The sequence below is a fragment of the Rheinheimera nanhaiensis E407-8 genome (assembly GCF_000296695.1).
GTDB lineage: Bacteria > Pseudomonadota > Gammaproteobacteria > Enterobacterales > Alteromonadaceae > Alishewanella > Alishewanella nanhaiensis.
In genome coordinates, this window is sequence record NZ_BAFK01000002.1 from 220,067 (window position 1) to 234,843 (window position 14,777).

The window sequence follows — 14,777 nt, forward strand, 5'->3', positions numbered from 1 at the left end:
GCATGGATATCGCCCGTTATTTTATTAAGTACCGCACCTCGTCCTGGTTGTTTGCCGCCATTTTGTTGTTTGGCGGCATCGTCTCTTATCTGGGCTTGGGGCGGCTGGAAGATCCGCAATTTACGCTAAAACAGGCGCTTATCATCACCCAGTACCCGGGGGCATCACCGACACAGGTTGAAGAAGAAGTGACTTACCCGCTGGAAAATGCCATTCAGCAATTGCCTTACGTGAATCATGTCACTTCTGTCTCGACTGCCGGTTTGTCGCAATTAATGGTCGAGATGAAAGACACTTACCGCGCCAAAGAGTTAAAGCAAATTTGGGATGAGCTGCGCCATAAAGTAAATGATTTGCAGCCACAACTGCCACCGGGTGTGCAGGTACCGCAGGTAAAAGATGATTTTGGCGATGTATACGGCATTTTATATGCGGTGACCGGTGACGGCTACAGCGATGATGAGCTTCGGGACTATGTCGATTTTCTGCGCCGCGAGCTGGTGTTGGTGCCAAGCGTAGGTAAGGTGGCGGTATCCGGTGTACAGCAGGAGCAGGTTATTGTCGAAATTTCCCGGCCCAGGCTGACCGCGCTGGGTATAGCGCCGCAAACCTTATCGGCACTGCTGCAAAGTCAGAATATGGTGGCCAATGCCGGCTCGATTAAGGTAGGGCCGGATCGGCTGCGTATTTACCCCACCGGTGAGTTTGAATCGGTAAAAGAGCTGGAAAACCTGATTATCTCCAGCCCGGATTCAAAAGAGCTGATTTATTTAGGCGATGTGGCGCGGGTATACCGCGAAAATGCCGAAGTCCCGGCCCAACTTATTCGTTTTGCTGGCCAGAATGCTCTTACGCTGGGGGTGTCGTTTTCTGCCGGCGTTAACGTGGTCGATGCCGGCGCACAAATTAAGCAGCGTTTAGCACAGCTGGAGTACAACCGGCCGGTCGGTATCACGCTACATACTATTTACAACCAGCCCGACGAGGTGGCCAATTCGGTTACCGGCTTTATTGTCAATCTGGCCGCTGCGGTGGCCATAGTCATACTGGTGCTGCTGGTGTTTATGGGGCTGCGCAGCGGCATCTTAATTGGCCTTATTTTGCTGTTAACCGTGCTGGGCAGCTTTATTTTTATGCAGCAAATGCAGATTGAGCTGCAGCGCGTATCACTGGGCGCGCTGATTATTGCGCTGGGCATGCTGGTGGATAACGCCATTGTTATTACCGAAGGTATTTTAATAGGTATGCAGCGCCGGCTTAAACTGGCCGATGCAGCCAGTTTAATTGTCAGGCAAACCCAATGGCCGCTTTTGGGCGCAACGGTAATAGCCATAGCGGCTTTTGCGCCTATTGGCTTATCCAGTGATGCCACCGGTGAGTTTGCCGGCAGCTTGTTTTGGGTGCTGCTGGTATCCTTACTGCTAAGTTGGGTAACGGCCATTACGCTGACACCGTTTTTTGCCAGTTTGCTATTTAAAGATACGCCGGCAGAGCAGGGCGAGCCTGCGCAGCTGTACCAGGGCATTATTTTTACCCTGTACCGCAAGTTGCTGTGGCTGGCGCTGCGCCAACGTGCGCTAACCTATACGCTGACGCTGGTACTGTTGGTGCTGGCGGTAGTGGGTTTTGGTAAGGTGAAGCAGGTGTTTTTTCCGCCGTCGAACACGCCGATTTTTCTGGTTGACTTGTGGCAGCCTGAAGGGAGCGATATCCGCCACTCGGCAGAGGATGCGCTGGCGCTGATGCGTTATCTGCAGACGCTTGACGGTGTCAGCCATGTGACCAGTACCAGTGGCCGCGGCGCTGAGCGCTTTATGCTGACCTATCAGCCGGAGAAAAACTTCGCCGCCTACAGCCAGCTTATTGTCCGTGCTGAGCAGTTAGAGCAGTTGCCGGCGCTGATGCAACAAACCCGGCGCTACATTACTGAGCAGTTGCCACGGCTGCAGTATAAACTGCTGCGCTTAGAAGTGGGGCCATCAACGCCGGCCAAAATTGAGGCCCGCTTCAGTGGCGCCGACCCTGACGTGCTGCGCGCACTGGCCGAGCAAGCGAAAGCCATTTTGCTGGCCGATGGCCGTGCGGTCAGCGTGCGGGACAACTGGCGGGAGCGCACCAAAGTGATTAGGCCGCGTTTTAACGAAGCGATGGCGCGCCGCGCCGGTATCAGTAAGCAGGATATCGACGAAGTGCTGCTCAGCAGCATGTCGGGCCGTACCGTCGGTATTTACCGCGACGGCACCCATTTACTGCCAATCGTTGCCCGCTCGCCACTGTCTGAGCGTGACAACCTCGATGCTTTGTACGATTTACAGGTGTACAGCAATAAACTGCAGCGTTATGTGCCGATAACCCAGGTGGTTACCGGTTTTGATCTGGTATGGGAAGATGCACAAATTCAGCGCCGTGACCGCAAACGCACCATTACCGTGATGGCCGAGCATGACAATTTAACTGATGATACCGCCTCTGCCTTACTGGCCAGGGTAAAAGCCGATATTGAAGCCATAGCGCTGCCAACCGGCTATTTCCTCAGTTGGGGCGGGGAGTATGAAGCACAGCAAAAAGCGCAAACCGCGCTGTTTAGCTCGCTGCCGCTGGGCTATCTGATGATGTTTATTATCACGGTGCTGCTGTTTAACTCACTGCGCAGCGCTTTAGTAATTTGGGCTTGTGTGCCGCTGGCCATTATTGGTGTCAGCTTTGGCCTGTTGCTGCTGGGCGCGCCCTTTGGTTTTATCGCGCTGCTGGGCTTTTTAAGTTTATCCGGCATGCTGATTAAAAACTGTATTGTGCTGGTTGAGCAAATCAAGCTGGAACTTAGCGAGGGCAAAGCGGCGTTTAACGCTGTGTTTGACAGTGCTGTCAGCCGGGTGCGGCCGGTGTCGATGGCTGCCATTACCACCATTTTAGGCATGTTGCCGCTGCTGGGTGATGTGTTTTTTGCCAGCCTGGCGGTGGTGATTATGTTTGGTTTGGGTTTTGCCACTGTGCTGACACTGGTGTTTTTACCGGTGCTGTATTGCAGTATGTTTAATATTAAAACGCCACAGGAAACACCATGAAGCTTTTCGCTCCGTCAATGCTGGCGCTCTGTCTGGCCGCCTCTGGCCAGGGCCGGGCCGCCGATGACTGGTTACCGCCATTACCCGCCTGGCAGGGCGCAAGTGAGCAACTGTTAAAACAGCAGGGCGATGCCTGGGTAACCCCGGCAGAGCTGACTGGCCTGACCGATAGCCCGGATTATGCTGCCACGCTGGCCTATTTAACCAAGCTGGTAGACAGCTCAGATTTACTGCAACTGGAGCAATTTGGCCAAAGCCCGCAGGGGCGGCCGCTGTATCTGGTGAAGGCCAGCAAGGTGCTGCATAAAATTGCCAATAACCCCAACCGGCCATTGTTGTTAGTGCAGGCCGGTATTCACAGTGGTGAAATTGATGGTAAAGATGCCGGGCTAATGCTGCTGCGCGATATTGCCCACGGCGGCAAAGCGGCGCTGTTGGAGAGCGCCGATCTGGTGTTTATTCCGGTGTTATCGCCCGACGGCCATGAACGGCGCTCGCTGTATAACCGGATGAACCAGCGCGGCCCCTTGCAGCAAGGCTGGCGCGCCACCGCACAAAACCTGAACCTGAATCGCGATTATGCCAAAGCCGATGCGCCGGAGATGCAGGCGCTATTGGGCGTGCTTAAGCAATATCAGCCCGATTTGTATATAGATGTGCATGTTACCGACGGCGAAGATTATCAGTACGACATTACCTACGGCTTTAACGAGCCCTTTGCTGCGGTCAGTGTAAATGCCGCCAGCTGGCTGGCAAAGGTGTATCGCCCGGCGGTCAACGCAGCGCTGACCCAGGCCGGCCATATACCGGGGCCGCTGGTATTTGGGGTCGACAGCAATGACTTTAGCAAAGGCATTAGTGGCTGGACTGCCAGCCCGCGCTTTTCCAACGGCTATGGTGATGTACGCCATTTACCCACGGTGCTGGTAGAGAACCACAGCTTAAAGCCTTACCGGCAGCGCGTACTGGGCACTTATGTGTTACTTGAACGAAGCCTTAAGTTGTTAAACGAGCAGGGCAAAGCGCTGATGCTGGCACGCCAGGCCGATTTACAGGCCAGGCCACAACAGCTGGTGCTTAGCTACAAAGCCAGTGAACAAGCCGATTTTATCGACTTTAAAGGCATCAGCTTCGAGCAGCGCCAGTCTGACATCAGTGGTGCGCCCTATGTTGCCTGGACCGGCAAGCCGGTGCTGTACCAGCAGTTGCCAGTGTACTGGGATAAAGTGGCGGATATTACTGTGCAAATCCCGGCGGCTTATTGGATCCCACCTGAGCAGCAGCAGGTTATTGCCCGCCTGGCGCTGCACGGAGTTGAAATGACCACGCTGACACAGGCGAAAAAGCTCAAGCTGCAGCAGCTGAGCGTAGAAGACTATCGCTTTGCTGATAAACCGTTTGAAAGCCGTTTTATGCTAAGTGAGGCCCGCTTTAGTGAGCACAGTGTGCAGCGCAATTTAACTGCCGGTTGGGTGCGGGTAAGTACCGATCAGCCGCTGGGCCGCTTAGCGGTGGCACTGCTGGAGCCCAGCGCGCCCGACTCATTCTTTAGCTGGGGCTTTTTCCCGGGGATGTTTGAGCGCACCGAGTATTTTGAGCCCTATGCCATAGAGCCATTAATTGCCCGTATGCTGGCACAGCAGCCGGCGTTAAAGCAACAGTTTGACAAGGCGCTGGCAGCAGATGAGCAGCTGAGAAACAACCCGCGTGCGCGCTATAACTGGTTTTACCGCCAGATGCCATTTTACGATCAGCAATACCTGAAATACCCGGTACTGATTGAGCGCTAAAGCTGCAGGCAAGCGCTGTTATTATGACTTCCTTGCCATCGCTGCTGATAATTACGCTATGCCGGCAATAAAAAAGCCCCGCGGTGAAAACCGGCGGGGCTTTTATCAAAGCGCTACAGCTTAGTTTTTAGCAGCAGCGGCTTTCTTTTCTTTCTCTTTGGCGATTACCGCGTCCGCGACGTTAGTCGGGCACGGTGAGTAGTGCGAGAACTCCATAGAGAACTGACCACGGCCTGACGTCATAGTACGCAGGGTTGAGATGTAACCGAACATCTCAGACAGTGGTACGTCGCCTTTAATACGTACGCCTGTTACACCCGCTTCCTGACCAGAGATCATGCCACGACGACGGTTTAAGTCACCGATAACGTCACCTACGTGATCTTCTGGAGTGAACACGTCAACTTTCATGATTGGCTCTAACAGCTGTGGGCCAGCTTTAGGCATAGATTGACGGAATGCACCTTTAGCTGCGATTTCGAACGCGATAGCTGATGAGTCAACAGCGTGGAAACCACCGTCGAACAGTTCAACTTCAACGTCCAGTACCGGGAAGCCAGCCAGAGGACCGGTTGACATCATAGACTCGAAGCCTTTTTCAATCGCCGGGAAGAATTCTTTCGGAACGCTACCACCAACTACTGTAGAAGTGAACTTGAAGCCTGAGTTCTGCTCGCCCGGACGAATGCGGTAGTCAATTTTACCGTACTGACCAGAACCACCAGACTGCTTCTTGTGCGTGTAGCTGTCTTCGATTTCACGGGTAATAGTTTCGCGGTAAGCAACCTGAGGCTGACCAACCACTAACTCAACGCCATAAGTACGCTTTAAGATGTCTACTTTGATATCCAGGTGTAATTCACCCATACCTTTAAGGATGGTTTCACCTGAATCTGGGTCAGTTTCAACACGGAACGTTGGATCTTCAGCCACCATCTTACCGATAGCAATACCCATCTTCTCTACAGAGCCTTTGTCTTTTGGCGTTACAGAGATAGAAATTACCGGCTCTGGGAATACCATTGGCTCAAGGGTACAAGGCGATTTAGGGTCACACAGGGTATGGCCAGTCTGGGTGTTGTTTTTCAGACCTACCAGCGCGATGATGTCACCGGCTTGTGCTGTGGTCAGGTCGGTACGGTCGTTTGCGTGCATTTCAACCATACGGCCAACACGTTCAGTTTTACCGGTGTAAGAGTTCAGGATGGTGTCACCCTTGTTAAGTACACCAGAGTAAATACGGATAAAGGTCAGGGCGCCGAAACGGTCATCCATGATTTTGAACGCTAAAGCGCGGAACGGCTCGTCTGGCGATACGATAGCGTGCTGGCCAGTCTCGTTACCTTCTTCGTCAGTCAGTGGCTGAGGAATAACTTCAGTTGGTGACGGCAGGTAATCAACAACAGCGTCTAACAGTAACTGCATACCTTTGTTTTTAAAGGCAGAACCACAGTAAGTTGGGAAGAACGCCAGGTCACGGCAGCCTTTACGGATACAACGCTTAATGTCTTCAATTGACGGCTCTTCGCCTTCCATGTACGCCATTAACAGGTCATCGTCCTGCTCAACCGCAGTCTCGATCAGCTGCTGACGGTACATTTCAACGTCATCAGCCATATCAGCTGGTACGTCAGTTACGGTGTAGTTTTCTGGCTGGCCAGACTCGTCCCACACGTAAGCTTGCTTGGTTAACAGGTCAACCACGCCTTTAAAGGTATCTTCACGGCCGATTGGTAATGTCATGATCAGCGGGTTTGCACCCAGCACTTTTTTCACCTGCTCGGTAACGCGGATAAAGTCAGCACCGATACGGTCTAACTTGTTAACGAAGATCAGACGTGATACTTCAGCGTCGTTGGCATAACGCCAGTTAGTTTCTGACTGAGGTTCAACACCGCCAGAGCCACAGAATACGCCGATACCGCCGTCCAGAACTTTCAGCGAACGGTATACTTCTACCGTAAAGTCAACGTGACCCGGGGTATCGATAACGTTGAAACGGTGGCCTTTCCAGAAGCAGCTAACCGCGGCTGACTGGATAGTAATACCACGCTCGGCTTCCTGCTCCATAAAGTCGGTAGTCGATTCACCTTCGTGAACTTCACCTAACTTATGGATCTTACCGGTCAGTTTCAGGATACGCTCGGTAGTAGTGGTTTTGCCGGCATCAACGTGGGCGAAGATACCAATGTTTCTGTATAAGGATAAATCTGCTGACATAGTCATCTCTATAAGCTAGGGTTTGAAAATAGTGCGGTAATATACAGGATTTCAAAACGTTTTGCAGGAAAAAAAATCTTGTTGCGGGCTAATTTTTTATCCTTGCTGTCAAAGCACACGTACAGTTGCCGCCGGCCACTTTATTTACCGCGGTTTTAGCCGCTTACGCCCGGTATCCGCTTCTGGGGCAAGTCACTGTACGCGGTTAAATAGCACAGCATAATTGGTGAAGATGCTGCTTTTGCTGCAAGCTTATGCTTTACCCTATCTTATGCTTTACCCGATATTGGAGGGCGATATGCGTACCACAGTAACCATTGACGATGAGTTATATCAGCAAGCGCTGGCGTTGGCAGAGCCGGGTACTGACAAAGCCGGGCTGTTTCGTGAAGCGATGAAAACCTATATTCGGGTGCAAGCCGCCCACAGGCTGGCAGCAGTTGGCTGCACAACCCCCGCTATGCCTATACCTAAGCGGCGCTTTGGCATAGCGTTTAAACAACATGACTGATAATACCGCCCCGGTCCAACGCCAGTTGGATGCTTACAACGCGAAGGATCTCGCCGCCTTTATCAGCTGTTACCACAGCGATATTGCCATTTACCGTATGCCGGCAACGCAGCCGTCCTTAAAAGGCCGAGACGCACTGGCAGCCTTTTATAAAACCGAACGCTTTAGCATAGCGTCGCTGCACGCCGAAGTGCTGCAGCGGATGGTGGTGGGTAATAAGGTTATCGACCATGAAAGGGTATACGGCATGGCCGAACAGCCGTATGAGGTAATGGTGGTGTACGAAGTACAAGACGGCTTAATCGTAAACGCCTGGTTTTATCCGGCGGGATGATCGGCTGTTGGAATTGCAGCTGTATGCCCAAATCGGACTGTCGCCTCTGTCTTTAGCACTGTTCAATCTCTTAAGCGAACATGATGTTTTATATTTTTATATACAGTGTTATTTGCAATATCCGGCATGTCAGGTCAAATATCCCGCTAACATTGCGCACAAGCTAATTGCTGTTTTGATTTACATACTATAAATTAGGTACTTACGAAAGCGAAGTAAATAAATATAACGCACAGGCTTCGAAATATAACGTATGCTCGTTTTTCCGGAATGTGAAAGTGAAATGCTGAATTTTTCTTTTATTTTACAAGGATGTTTCAGTAGTTGTTTCCTCTATAGGAAATGAGGAGGCAAGCATGCGCAATAATAAAATGTTATGTGTCAGTGCAGTGCCAGTAGGGAGTCGTCAGGTTGGAAATAGCTATCTATATTGTTTTGGTTATTTTTCTACTGGTAGTGGCAGCTTCACTAGCATGGTTAATGTGGCTGTTGGCGGCTAAGTGGCTTCCGTCAAAATGTGTCATGCCACCAAATCGGATGGCATTTGCGAGTGTGGTGCTTTCGTTGGTAACAGCTACGCTGTTTAATTTAGAACTTGAGAGTGGCGCATTATCAGCCCCGATATTTGTGTTGGTGTTTTCAGTCTTATGGTCGGCATTTTTAATACCGACAAGTGCTTTAACAAAGTATTTTGGGGGTATTAAACGTGCTTAAAAACACACATAACAAACCGCGGCATTCGGGGCCTACGGCCCCAGCGACGCTCACAAGTTCTCGCGCATGCGCACGGCGTTAGAGTTTTCTGGAGTTTCGATGAAATTTTTAGTGTCGTTGCTACTTTTATTTCCATTAATAACTTTTGCGTGTTCAAACACTGCAGTGCAACGTGAATTAAAGTCTTATGCACTGGTTTTATCTAAGGGTGAACTACTGGAAGTCGCAGTCTATTTCCCTTCCGAGGTCGAAAAAGCGAAAGCTTCGTCAACCAGAGTCGCGTACATGAAAAATAATAAAGTTGTGCTTTGGGTAGCAACGATGGTAGAGACACCATATCAGCTTGAAAACGAGCCAAAATTTGAGGGTTATAGTGTTTCATATTTAGTTGTTAATGCTGAAAAAATAAATGAAATTGAGTTGGCTGTTCAATACAGCTTTCCGACCGATGTATATGGTGGCGTAACTATGTGCGGACCTGTCCGCAATTACAAACTGTCTGAGTTATTAAGTGAAAAACTCTAACAATCGCCATCAAAAACGCGCCCGCTGGGCGCTCGACTCGCAACACGTTGCTCGCGTTTGTGGCGGGCGTTATGCATACATGGAAAATTTTGAGTCATGATTAAAACAATAATAGTCACAGAGAAAGATTACCTTAACTTCACAGATTATGTGTTTAGGCGCCTGTGTGCACCACAACAGAAGGGCGGTTCAGGTTTTCTCAAAAACATGATTATCTGGTGCATTTTAGCGATAGCTTTTATGTTTATATTTCAGATCGATTCAATATCATTATCTAGCTTCCATTGGCCGTCAGCGGCAATAGCTGTACTCCCTTTTGTTGTGTTTATTATCGCGTACTCTAGCAATATGCGTAAACTCCGTCAGTCGAGCACTCCCAATGAAAATGGCTTAATGCTTGGAGAGAAAACCATAGAGTTTGGTACTGGCGGAATTACAGAAATAAACCCACTTGGAAGTTGTTTCTATAAATGGGAAAGCGTTGAGTCAGTAGAAGATAATAATGGTGATCTTTATATTTTTTTAGATAAGCTTCTTGCCTTAATCATCCCAGCGTCTTCTTTTTCTTCAGATATAGAAAAAGCAGAGCTCCAAGCAATAGTGAAAAAGTATGTATAACAATGCCAGCCAAGGCGACGGCTTCTCCGTTGCAGCTTCGCCTACACTACGAAGCCGCGCTTGCTGGCAGCGTTATGGTTTTCCCAGTGGGAGGTATCAGTGCAAGACAATGAGATCGTAATCGGCATTGCCTGGTTTCAACCTGAAAGCTGGGTGCGGTTAAAGAAGATCGCTGATGATCGTGCTGATTTAGATGATAGCTACGACGAATGGAAGAAAAATGCAAACTCGGCATTAAGTGATATTCGCGCAACGGGCAAGATAGTGAAAAGAGTAAATGTTGATATTGACGAGCTACTTAGTTGGTGTAAGGCTCAAAATAAGCCAGTCAATTCAGCTTCACGGGCACAGTTTGTTTCGGGTAAGTTACGTGTTAAACCCAATAAACCATAACAAGGCCAGTCAGCAACGCTCCCGTTGGTCGCTGGACCTCAAACCTCGACTCGCAACACGTTGCTCGCGTTTGTGGCGGGCGTTATGCACTTTGAGAGGACGTCGAAATGACAAAACTATCTACTATTGGCCAAATTGCGATTACCGTTAGTGATGTGGAGAAAGCCCTAGCTTTTTACCGCGATGCATTGGGATTGGATTTTCTCTTCAGCGCTGGTCCCGAGCTTGCATTCCTGAATGCCGATGGGGTGCGCATAATGCTCAGCACTCCACAAGGAGCAGGAACGGTCGGCGCCAACTCTATTCTCTACTTCAAAGTCTCAAATATCGAAGCGGTCCATTCGTCTATCGTTGCGCGTGGTGCACAAAATGAGCGTGATCCACAACTTGCTGCCAAGATGTCAGACCATGAGCTGTGGACAGGATTCCTCCGGGACCCAGATGGGAACTTGGTGGGGCTTATGGAAGAAAAGCGGTAATGTTTGGCGTTGCGCATAACAAAGCGCAGCAATACGCGCCTGGCGGCGCCTTGGGTGCGCATGCTGCAAGCGTTAATGTCCGTTATTCGCTAATAGCAACCATCCGTAATAATTTTGGCTGCAAAAAGCCGTGCCGGCGTTTTAACAATACTGCCCGATAATACAGCATGCATTGTTGTGCTACTGTTATTGCAGCCAATATCTGTTAACGGGAGCCGGCTGATGGACGAAAAAAGCGCCGTTGTTGCAGAAATAGAACGTGAAATAAAAGCCCGCTATCGCTATTCCAAGTTCGATTTTGTGCTTAATCATCTGCTGTTATTGCTGGTGGTTGTGGCAAGCAGTTACCCGGCTTTTGCACAGATATTTGGTGATGGCCAGAGCAAGCTAACAGCTGCTATTGCGGCTATTCCGGCCTTTGTTTTACTGTTCCAGCGTACATTTAAATGGGAACAGCGTGGTGAATGGCATTGGGACTACCGCCGCAGGCTGATAGCAATACTGCGTGAAGTGCGCGACCAAGGGTTATCCGATAGCGATGCCAGTAAAAAACTGAATTTACTGGAAGAAGAGCTGGCCGGTAGTTTTCCTGGTGTTAATTATCCCGCCAGCAAAGAAAAGTAATAGGTTAACTTTTTTTGCCAGACCCTTCTACCATACCGCTGGTTTGGTAACTGCATGGCTGTGCTGTTATGCTTTATTGTGCGGCCTGGCACCATACTGTGCCTGGCCGGAATAAGCTGAAGGGGCGCTTATACCATGCACCATTGCGTACATCGCTTAACCCGCAGACACTGCCTTAAATTACTTACCGCCGCCATGGCGGCCGGCTTATTGCCGGCATGGCCCGGTTTTGCCGCCGATAGCATGCCTTGGCAAAAGCCGATTGGTAACAGCAATAACACCCTGCCGGTAATTGGTATGGGCACCTGGCGTACCTTTAACGTTGGCAGTGATCGGCAGCTGCTTGCTGCACGCACTGAACTGGTAAAAGCCTTTTTTGCACTGGGCGGCGGCCTGATAGATTCTTCCCCTATGTATGGCTCGGCACCGGATGTAATGGGGTATGCACTGGCGCAGCTTGGTAAAGCAGACAGCCTGTTTGCCGCCGAAAAAATCTGGAGCCCGGCCGGCGGCTCTGCCCGTGAGCAGGTGGCTGATTTGCAGCGGCGCTGGAATATAGCGCAATTTAATTTACTGCAGGTACATAACCTGACCGACTGGCGCGAACACCTGGCAGTGCTGCGGGAGTTAAAAGCCGCCGGCAAGGTGGGCTATATTGGCATTACCACCTCACATGGCCGCCGCCACGCTGAGGTGGAGCAGATAATGGCCGCTGAAGACATCGACTTTGTACAGCTAACTTACAATATTGCCCAGCGCGACGCCGAACAGCGGCTGCTGCCATTGGCGGCAGAGAAGGGCATAGCGGTAATAGCTAACCGGCCGTACAACGGCGGCAGTTTAATTAAAAACCTGAAACGCCGTGGCGAGCGCATACCCGGCTGGGCGGCAGAATATGGCTGCAACAGCTGGGCAGAGTTTTTGCTGAAATTTATTGTCAGCCACCCGGCTGTTACCTGTGCCATTCCGGCCACTACCCAGCTTGCGCATTTACAGGAAAATATGCGCGCCGGCCTTAATCCCATGCCAGCTGCCGCTGCCCGTCAGCAAATGGCGCGCTTTATCGAAGCGCTATGAACAACACCGGCGCGCTATGACAAGTTACGCCAGCTACCAGTTGCAGGATTTTGTCCCCTTTAGCGCTGAGGTGTATTTTCGCCTGCTTGAGCGTATCAGCGAAAGCTGGTGGCCACTGCATGTGCTCAGCCTGGCGCTGGGGATAGCAGCCGTTGTGCTGGCCTTAAAAAACCGTGGCCGGCTGGCGTGCCTGTTAATTGCACCGGTGTGGGCCTTTGTAGCGCTGGTGTTTTTCCGCCAGCACTATGCCCAGCTTAACTGGGCGGCTAACTATATTGCTTACGCTTTTTTTGCTCAGGCCATACTGCTGTTATTACCGGCGTTAACCGGCTTTGGCCTGAGTAAGAGCGCGGCGGCGACAATGCCTGGGCGTGGTGCGGTGGCAATTGCTATGGGGGGCGCTATTGCCGTTACCGGGCTGATTGTGCAGCCGCTTATTGCGCTGATGGGCGCTAGTGGCTGGCAAGTTCAGGTGTTTGGCATTCATGCCGATCCTACTGCTATCACCACGCTGGGCCTGGTGCTTATGCTGCTGCGGGGCTGGCGTGTGTGGCTGCTTGCTGCTATTCCGCTAATTTGGCTGTTGCTGTCAGGCCTGACCTTGTGGGTGTTACAGGCAACAGCAGCCTGGCTGTTGTTCGTGGTATTGGCCGCCGCGCTGAGCGCTTGCGTCCTTTTATGCCGATTTTTATCCGCAGCTGGCAGAACAAGATAGCCAAAATATGTTAATTTTGCCCTCTTTTAATCGTAACGGGCCCGCTATGGCTAATTCTGCTGCATCTGCTGCAATAGGTATTTTCGATTCCGGCATCGGAGGGCTCTCGGTCGCCCGTGCGGTGCGTGCACTGCTACCACACGAGCGGCTGCTTTACGTTGCAGATAGCGGCCATGCGCCTTATGGCGAAAAGACGGATGAGTATATTTACCAGCGCATGCATGTGATTACCCAGCAGTTGTTGGCGTCGGATGCCAAGGCGATAGTGGTGGCGTGTAACACCGCCACCACAGCAGCGATTGCTAAGCTAAGAGCAGAGTTCAGTGTGCCGATTATCGGTGTAGAGCCGGGGGTAAAGCCGGCAGTGCTGGCCAGTACAACCGGTGTGGTGGGGGTGCTTGCCACCCCGCGTACCCTGCAAACGCCGGCCTTTAGCCAGTTAAGTGCACGCTATGCCGGCAGCGCCCGTATTTTGCTGCAGCCGTGCCCTGGCCTGGTGCCGCTTATTGAGGCACTGGCGCTTAAAAGCCCAGAGCTGCGTCAGTTGTTGCAAAGCTATATTCAGCCGCTATTGGCACAAGGCGCCGACACCCTGGTGCTGGGCTGCACCCATTACAATTTTATCGCTGAGGTGATTGCCGACATTGCCGGGCCAGCGATCACTATAGTGCGCACCGAAATGGCGGTAGCGAAACAGCTGCAGCGCAGGCTTAGCGAGCTTGGTTTACTTAATAGCAGCGCTGAGCCGGCGCCTGACCACTTTAGCAGCAGTGGTGATAACGCCCTGTTTCAGCGTCAGCTACAGCAGCTCTGGTGTTTATAACACCAGATACTGCGGCCAGCCGAGTAACGGGCTGGTTAAACCCTGTTTGCCCTCGAAGGCATCGAGCTTTTCCGGTGAGGCCTGACTTGCCACCAGTTGCTGATACTTTTGCGCAAACTGCAGGGTGCGCAGCAGTGCCGGCATAAAATGCTGGCCTAAATCGGCGCGGATGGCGGCGGCATTGTCGGCCGGTAACTGTGCCAGGGCTGCATCGGTGTGGGCTTGAAAAAACGCCTCGTTAAACCACTCAGGCTTAAGCGTAATATTAACAATACGTTGTTTTAAATCGGGCCGCACTTTATCGCTGCCGGTCAACGCGCGGTAAAATACCACCTCGGCCAATACTTCCTCTAAGCTGAAATGCTCAAACTCATCAAACTGCTTACGGGCGTAAAATTGCTGCTGTAAAAGCTGCATTGACTGAGTACGCCGATGCTCGATAAGCGCTTGCTGATACTGCTGATAACCGTCCCATTCTTCGGCATCGGGCGGGCAGGAAATGCTTTGTAATAGCTGCTCGGCTACCTCACCATACAGTGAGGCTTTACCGGTCTTTTTGCTGACAGTGGCCAGCATGCTCCAGCCTTTTTGAAACGGCTTTACCAGACCTTCCGGTGCCTGCAATAGGGCTAATGCCCGGGCGGGGTCTTTTTCGCTCAGCTCCTGTAAACCCAGGCTTACCACGCCAATCACGTCATAAGCCGCTTGCTCCAGCAGGTGCATTTTGTACTTATTGTAGAACTTGTCGGCAAATTTCAGGCTCATTAGCACGGCTTTGCTTTTTATCTGCGCCAGCTCGGCGGATTTAAGTAAGCCTTCAGCACGGGCATAATTAAGCACCTGGCTTAAAAAAGGGCCGTTACTGCCATCACGAACGATTAACTGCATA

The 14,777-nt window shown here is 51.2% G+C and carries 15 protein-coding genes; 13 read left to right on the plus strand and 2 right to left on the minus strand.

Annotated elements, in window-relative coordinates:
* Positions 1-2: 2 nt before the first annotated feature.
* Positions 3-3,065, plus strand: coding sequence for an efflux RND transporter permease subunit (locus tag RNAN_RS02595; protein WP_008218490.1), 3,063 nt, complete (start codon positions 3-5; stop codon positions 3,063-3,065).
* Positions 3,062-4,855, plus strand: coding sequence for a M14 family metallopeptidase (locus RNAN_RS02600; RefSeq protein ID WP_008218492.1), 1,794 nt, complete (start codon positions 3,062-3,064; stop codon positions 4,853-4,855). The genes RNAN_RS02595 and RNAN_RS02600 overlap by 4 nt, the downstream gene beginning before the upstream one ends.
* A 120-nt stretch (positions 4,856-4,975) precedes the next feature.
* Here the strand turns inward: RNAN_RS02600 and fusA are convergent, their stop codons facing one another.
* Positions 4,976-7,081 (minus strand): elongation factor G, encoded by a 2,106-nt coding sequence (gene fusA, locus RNAN_RS02605; RefSeq protein ID WP_439645774.1) that lies wholly within the window; start codon positions 7,079-7,081, stop codon positions 4,976-4,978.
* Between the two features lie 292 nt (positions 7,082-7,373).
* Here fusA and RNAN_RS02610 point away from each other — a divergent pair, with 292 nt between their 5' ends.
* The 11 genes from RNAN_RS02610 (at position 7,374) to murI (ending at position 13,888) form a co-directional block, all read left to right on the plus strand.
* Complete coding sequence (locus RNAN_RS02610; protein WP_040551540.1) at positions 7,374-7,586, plus strand: type II toxin-antitoxin system VapB family antitoxin; 213 nt, start codon at positions 7,374-7,376, stop codon at positions 7,584-7,586.
* Entirely contained in the window at positions 7,579-7,920 is a 342-nt protein-coding gene (locus tag RNAN_RS02615; RefSeq protein ID WP_040551473.1) for a nuclear transport factor 2 family protein, read from the plus strand. The genes RNAN_RS02610 and RNAN_RS02615 overlap by 8 nt, the downstream gene beginning before the upstream one ends.
* 411 nt (positions 7,921-8,331) lie before the next feature.
* Positions 8,332-8,634 (plus strand): hypothetical protein, encoded by a 303-nt coding sequence (locus RNAN_RS19060; RefSeq protein WP_148275633.1) that lies wholly within the window; start codon positions 8,332-8,334, stop codon positions 8,632-8,634.
* A gap of 99 nt (positions 8,635-8,733) precedes the next feature.
* Positions 8,734-9,159, plus strand: coding sequence for a hypothetical protein (locus RNAN_RS02620; RefSeq protein ID WP_040551475.1), 426 nt, complete (start codon positions 8,734-8,736; stop codon positions 9,157-9,159).
* Between the two features lie 96 nt (positions 9,160-9,255).
* On the plus strand, positions 9,256-9,777 hold the full coding sequence (locus RNAN_RS02625) for a YcxB family protein (protein ID WP_040551476.1): 522 nt from the start codon (positions 9,256-9,258) through the stop codon (positions 9,775-9,777).
* A 99-nt stretch (positions 9,778-9,876) separates the two neighbouring features.
* The gene (locus tag RNAN_RS02630; protein WP_040551542.1) at positions 9,877-10,170 is read left to right on the plus strand and encodes a hypothetical protein; all 294 of its coding nucleotides are present in this window, start codon (positions 9,877-9,879) and stop codon (positions 10,168-10,170) included.
* Between the two features lie 107 nt (positions 10,171-10,277).
* Positions 10,278-10,649, plus strand: a complete 372-nt coding sequence (locus tag RNAN_RS02635; protein WP_040551478.1) for a VOC family protein — start codon at positions 10,278-10,280, stop codon at positions 10,647-10,649.
* Positions 10,650-10,871: 222 nt separating this feature from the next.
* A complete protein-coding gene (locus tag RNAN_RS02640; protein WP_008218507.1) occupies positions 10,872-11,273 on the plus strand; it encodes a hypothetical protein in 402 nt (133 codons plus the stop codon).
* A gap of 135 nt (positions 11,274-11,408) precedes the next feature.
* Complete coding sequence (locus RNAN_RS02645; RefSeq protein ID WP_040551480.1) at positions 11,409-12,350, plus strand: aldo/keto reductase; 942 nt, start codon at positions 11,409-11,411, stop codon at positions 12,348-12,350.
* Between the two features lie 16 nt (positions 12,351-12,366).
* On the plus strand, positions 12,367-13,065 hold the full coding sequence (locus tag RNAN_RS02650; protein WP_008218513.1) for a DUF6064 family protein: 699 nt from the start codon (positions 12,367-12,369) through the stop codon (positions 13,063-13,065).
* A 46-nt stretch (positions 13,066-13,111) separates the two neighbouring features.
* On the plus strand, positions 13,112-13,888 hold the full coding sequence (murI, locus tag RNAN_RS02655) for a glutamate racemase (RefSeq protein WP_040551544.1): 777 nt from the start codon (positions 13,112-13,114) through the stop codon (positions 13,886-13,888).
* On the opposite strand, the gene atcC is transcribed toward murI, so the two are convergent.
* Complete coding sequence (atcC, locus tag RNAN_RS02660; protein WP_008218517.1) at positions 13,883-14,776, minus strand: cold adaptation protein AtcC; 894 nt, start codon at positions 14,774-14,776, stop codon at positions 13,883-13,885. The two genes, murI and atcC, sit on opposite strands and share 6 nt — an antisense overlap.
* Position 14,777 lies beyond the last annotated feature (1 nt).

What these genes read in the sequence shown, in the direction of transcription:
- RNAN_RS02595 (WP_008218490.1), top strand. Translation starts at nt 3, where the DNA reads ATGGATATCGCCCGTTATTTTATTAAGTACCGCACCTCGTCCTGGTTG.
- RNAN_RS02600 (WP_008218492.1), top strand. Translation starts at nt 3,062, where the DNA reads ATGAAGCTTTTCGCTCCGTCAATGCTGGCGCTCTGTCTGGCCGCCTCT.
- fusA (WP_439645774.1), bottom strand. Translation starts at nt 7,081, where the DNA reads ATGACTATGTCAGCAGATTTATCCTTATACAGAAACATTGGTATCTTC.
- RNAN_RS02610 (WP_040551540.1), top strand. Translation starts at nt 7,374, where the DNA reads ATGCGTACCACAGTAACCATTGACGATGAGTTATATCAGCAAGCGCTG.
- RNAN_RS02615 (WP_040551473.1), top strand. Translation starts at nt 7,579, where the DNA reads ATGACTGATAATACCGCCCCGGTCCAACGCCAGTTGGATGCTTACAAC.
- RNAN_RS02620 (WP_040551475.1), top strand. Translation starts at nt 8,734, where the DNA reads ATGAAATTTTTAGTGTCGTTGCTACTTTTATTTCCATTAATAACTTTT.
- RNAN_RS02625 (WP_040551476.1), top strand. Translation starts at nt 9,256, where the DNA reads ATGATTAAAACAATAATAGTCACAGAGAAAGATTACCTTAACTTCACA.
- RNAN_RS02635 (WP_040551478.1), top strand. Translation starts at nt 10,278, where the DNA reads ATGACAAAACTATCTACTATTGGCCAAATTGCGATTACCGTTAGTGAT.
- RNAN_RS02640 (WP_008218507.1), top strand. Translation starts at nt 10,872, where the DNA reads ATGGACGAAAAAAGCGCCGTTGTTGCAGAAATAGAACGTGAAATAAAA.
- RNAN_RS02645 (WP_040551480.1), top strand. Translation starts at nt 11,409, where the DNA reads ATGCACCATTGCGTACATCGCTTAACCCGCAGACACTGCCTTAAATTA.
- RNAN_RS02650 (WP_008218513.1), top strand. Translation starts at nt 12,367, where the DNA reads ATGACAAGTTACGCCAGCTACCAGTTGCAGGATTTTGTCCCCTTTAGC.
- murI (WP_040551544.1), top strand. Translation starts at nt 13,112, where the DNA reads ATGGCTAATTCTGCTGCATCTGCTGCAATAGGTATTTTCGATTCCGGC.
- atcC (WP_008218517.1), bottom strand. Translation starts at nt 14,776, where the DNA reads ATGCAGTTAATCGTTCGTGATGGCAGTAACGGCCCTTTTTTAAGCCAG.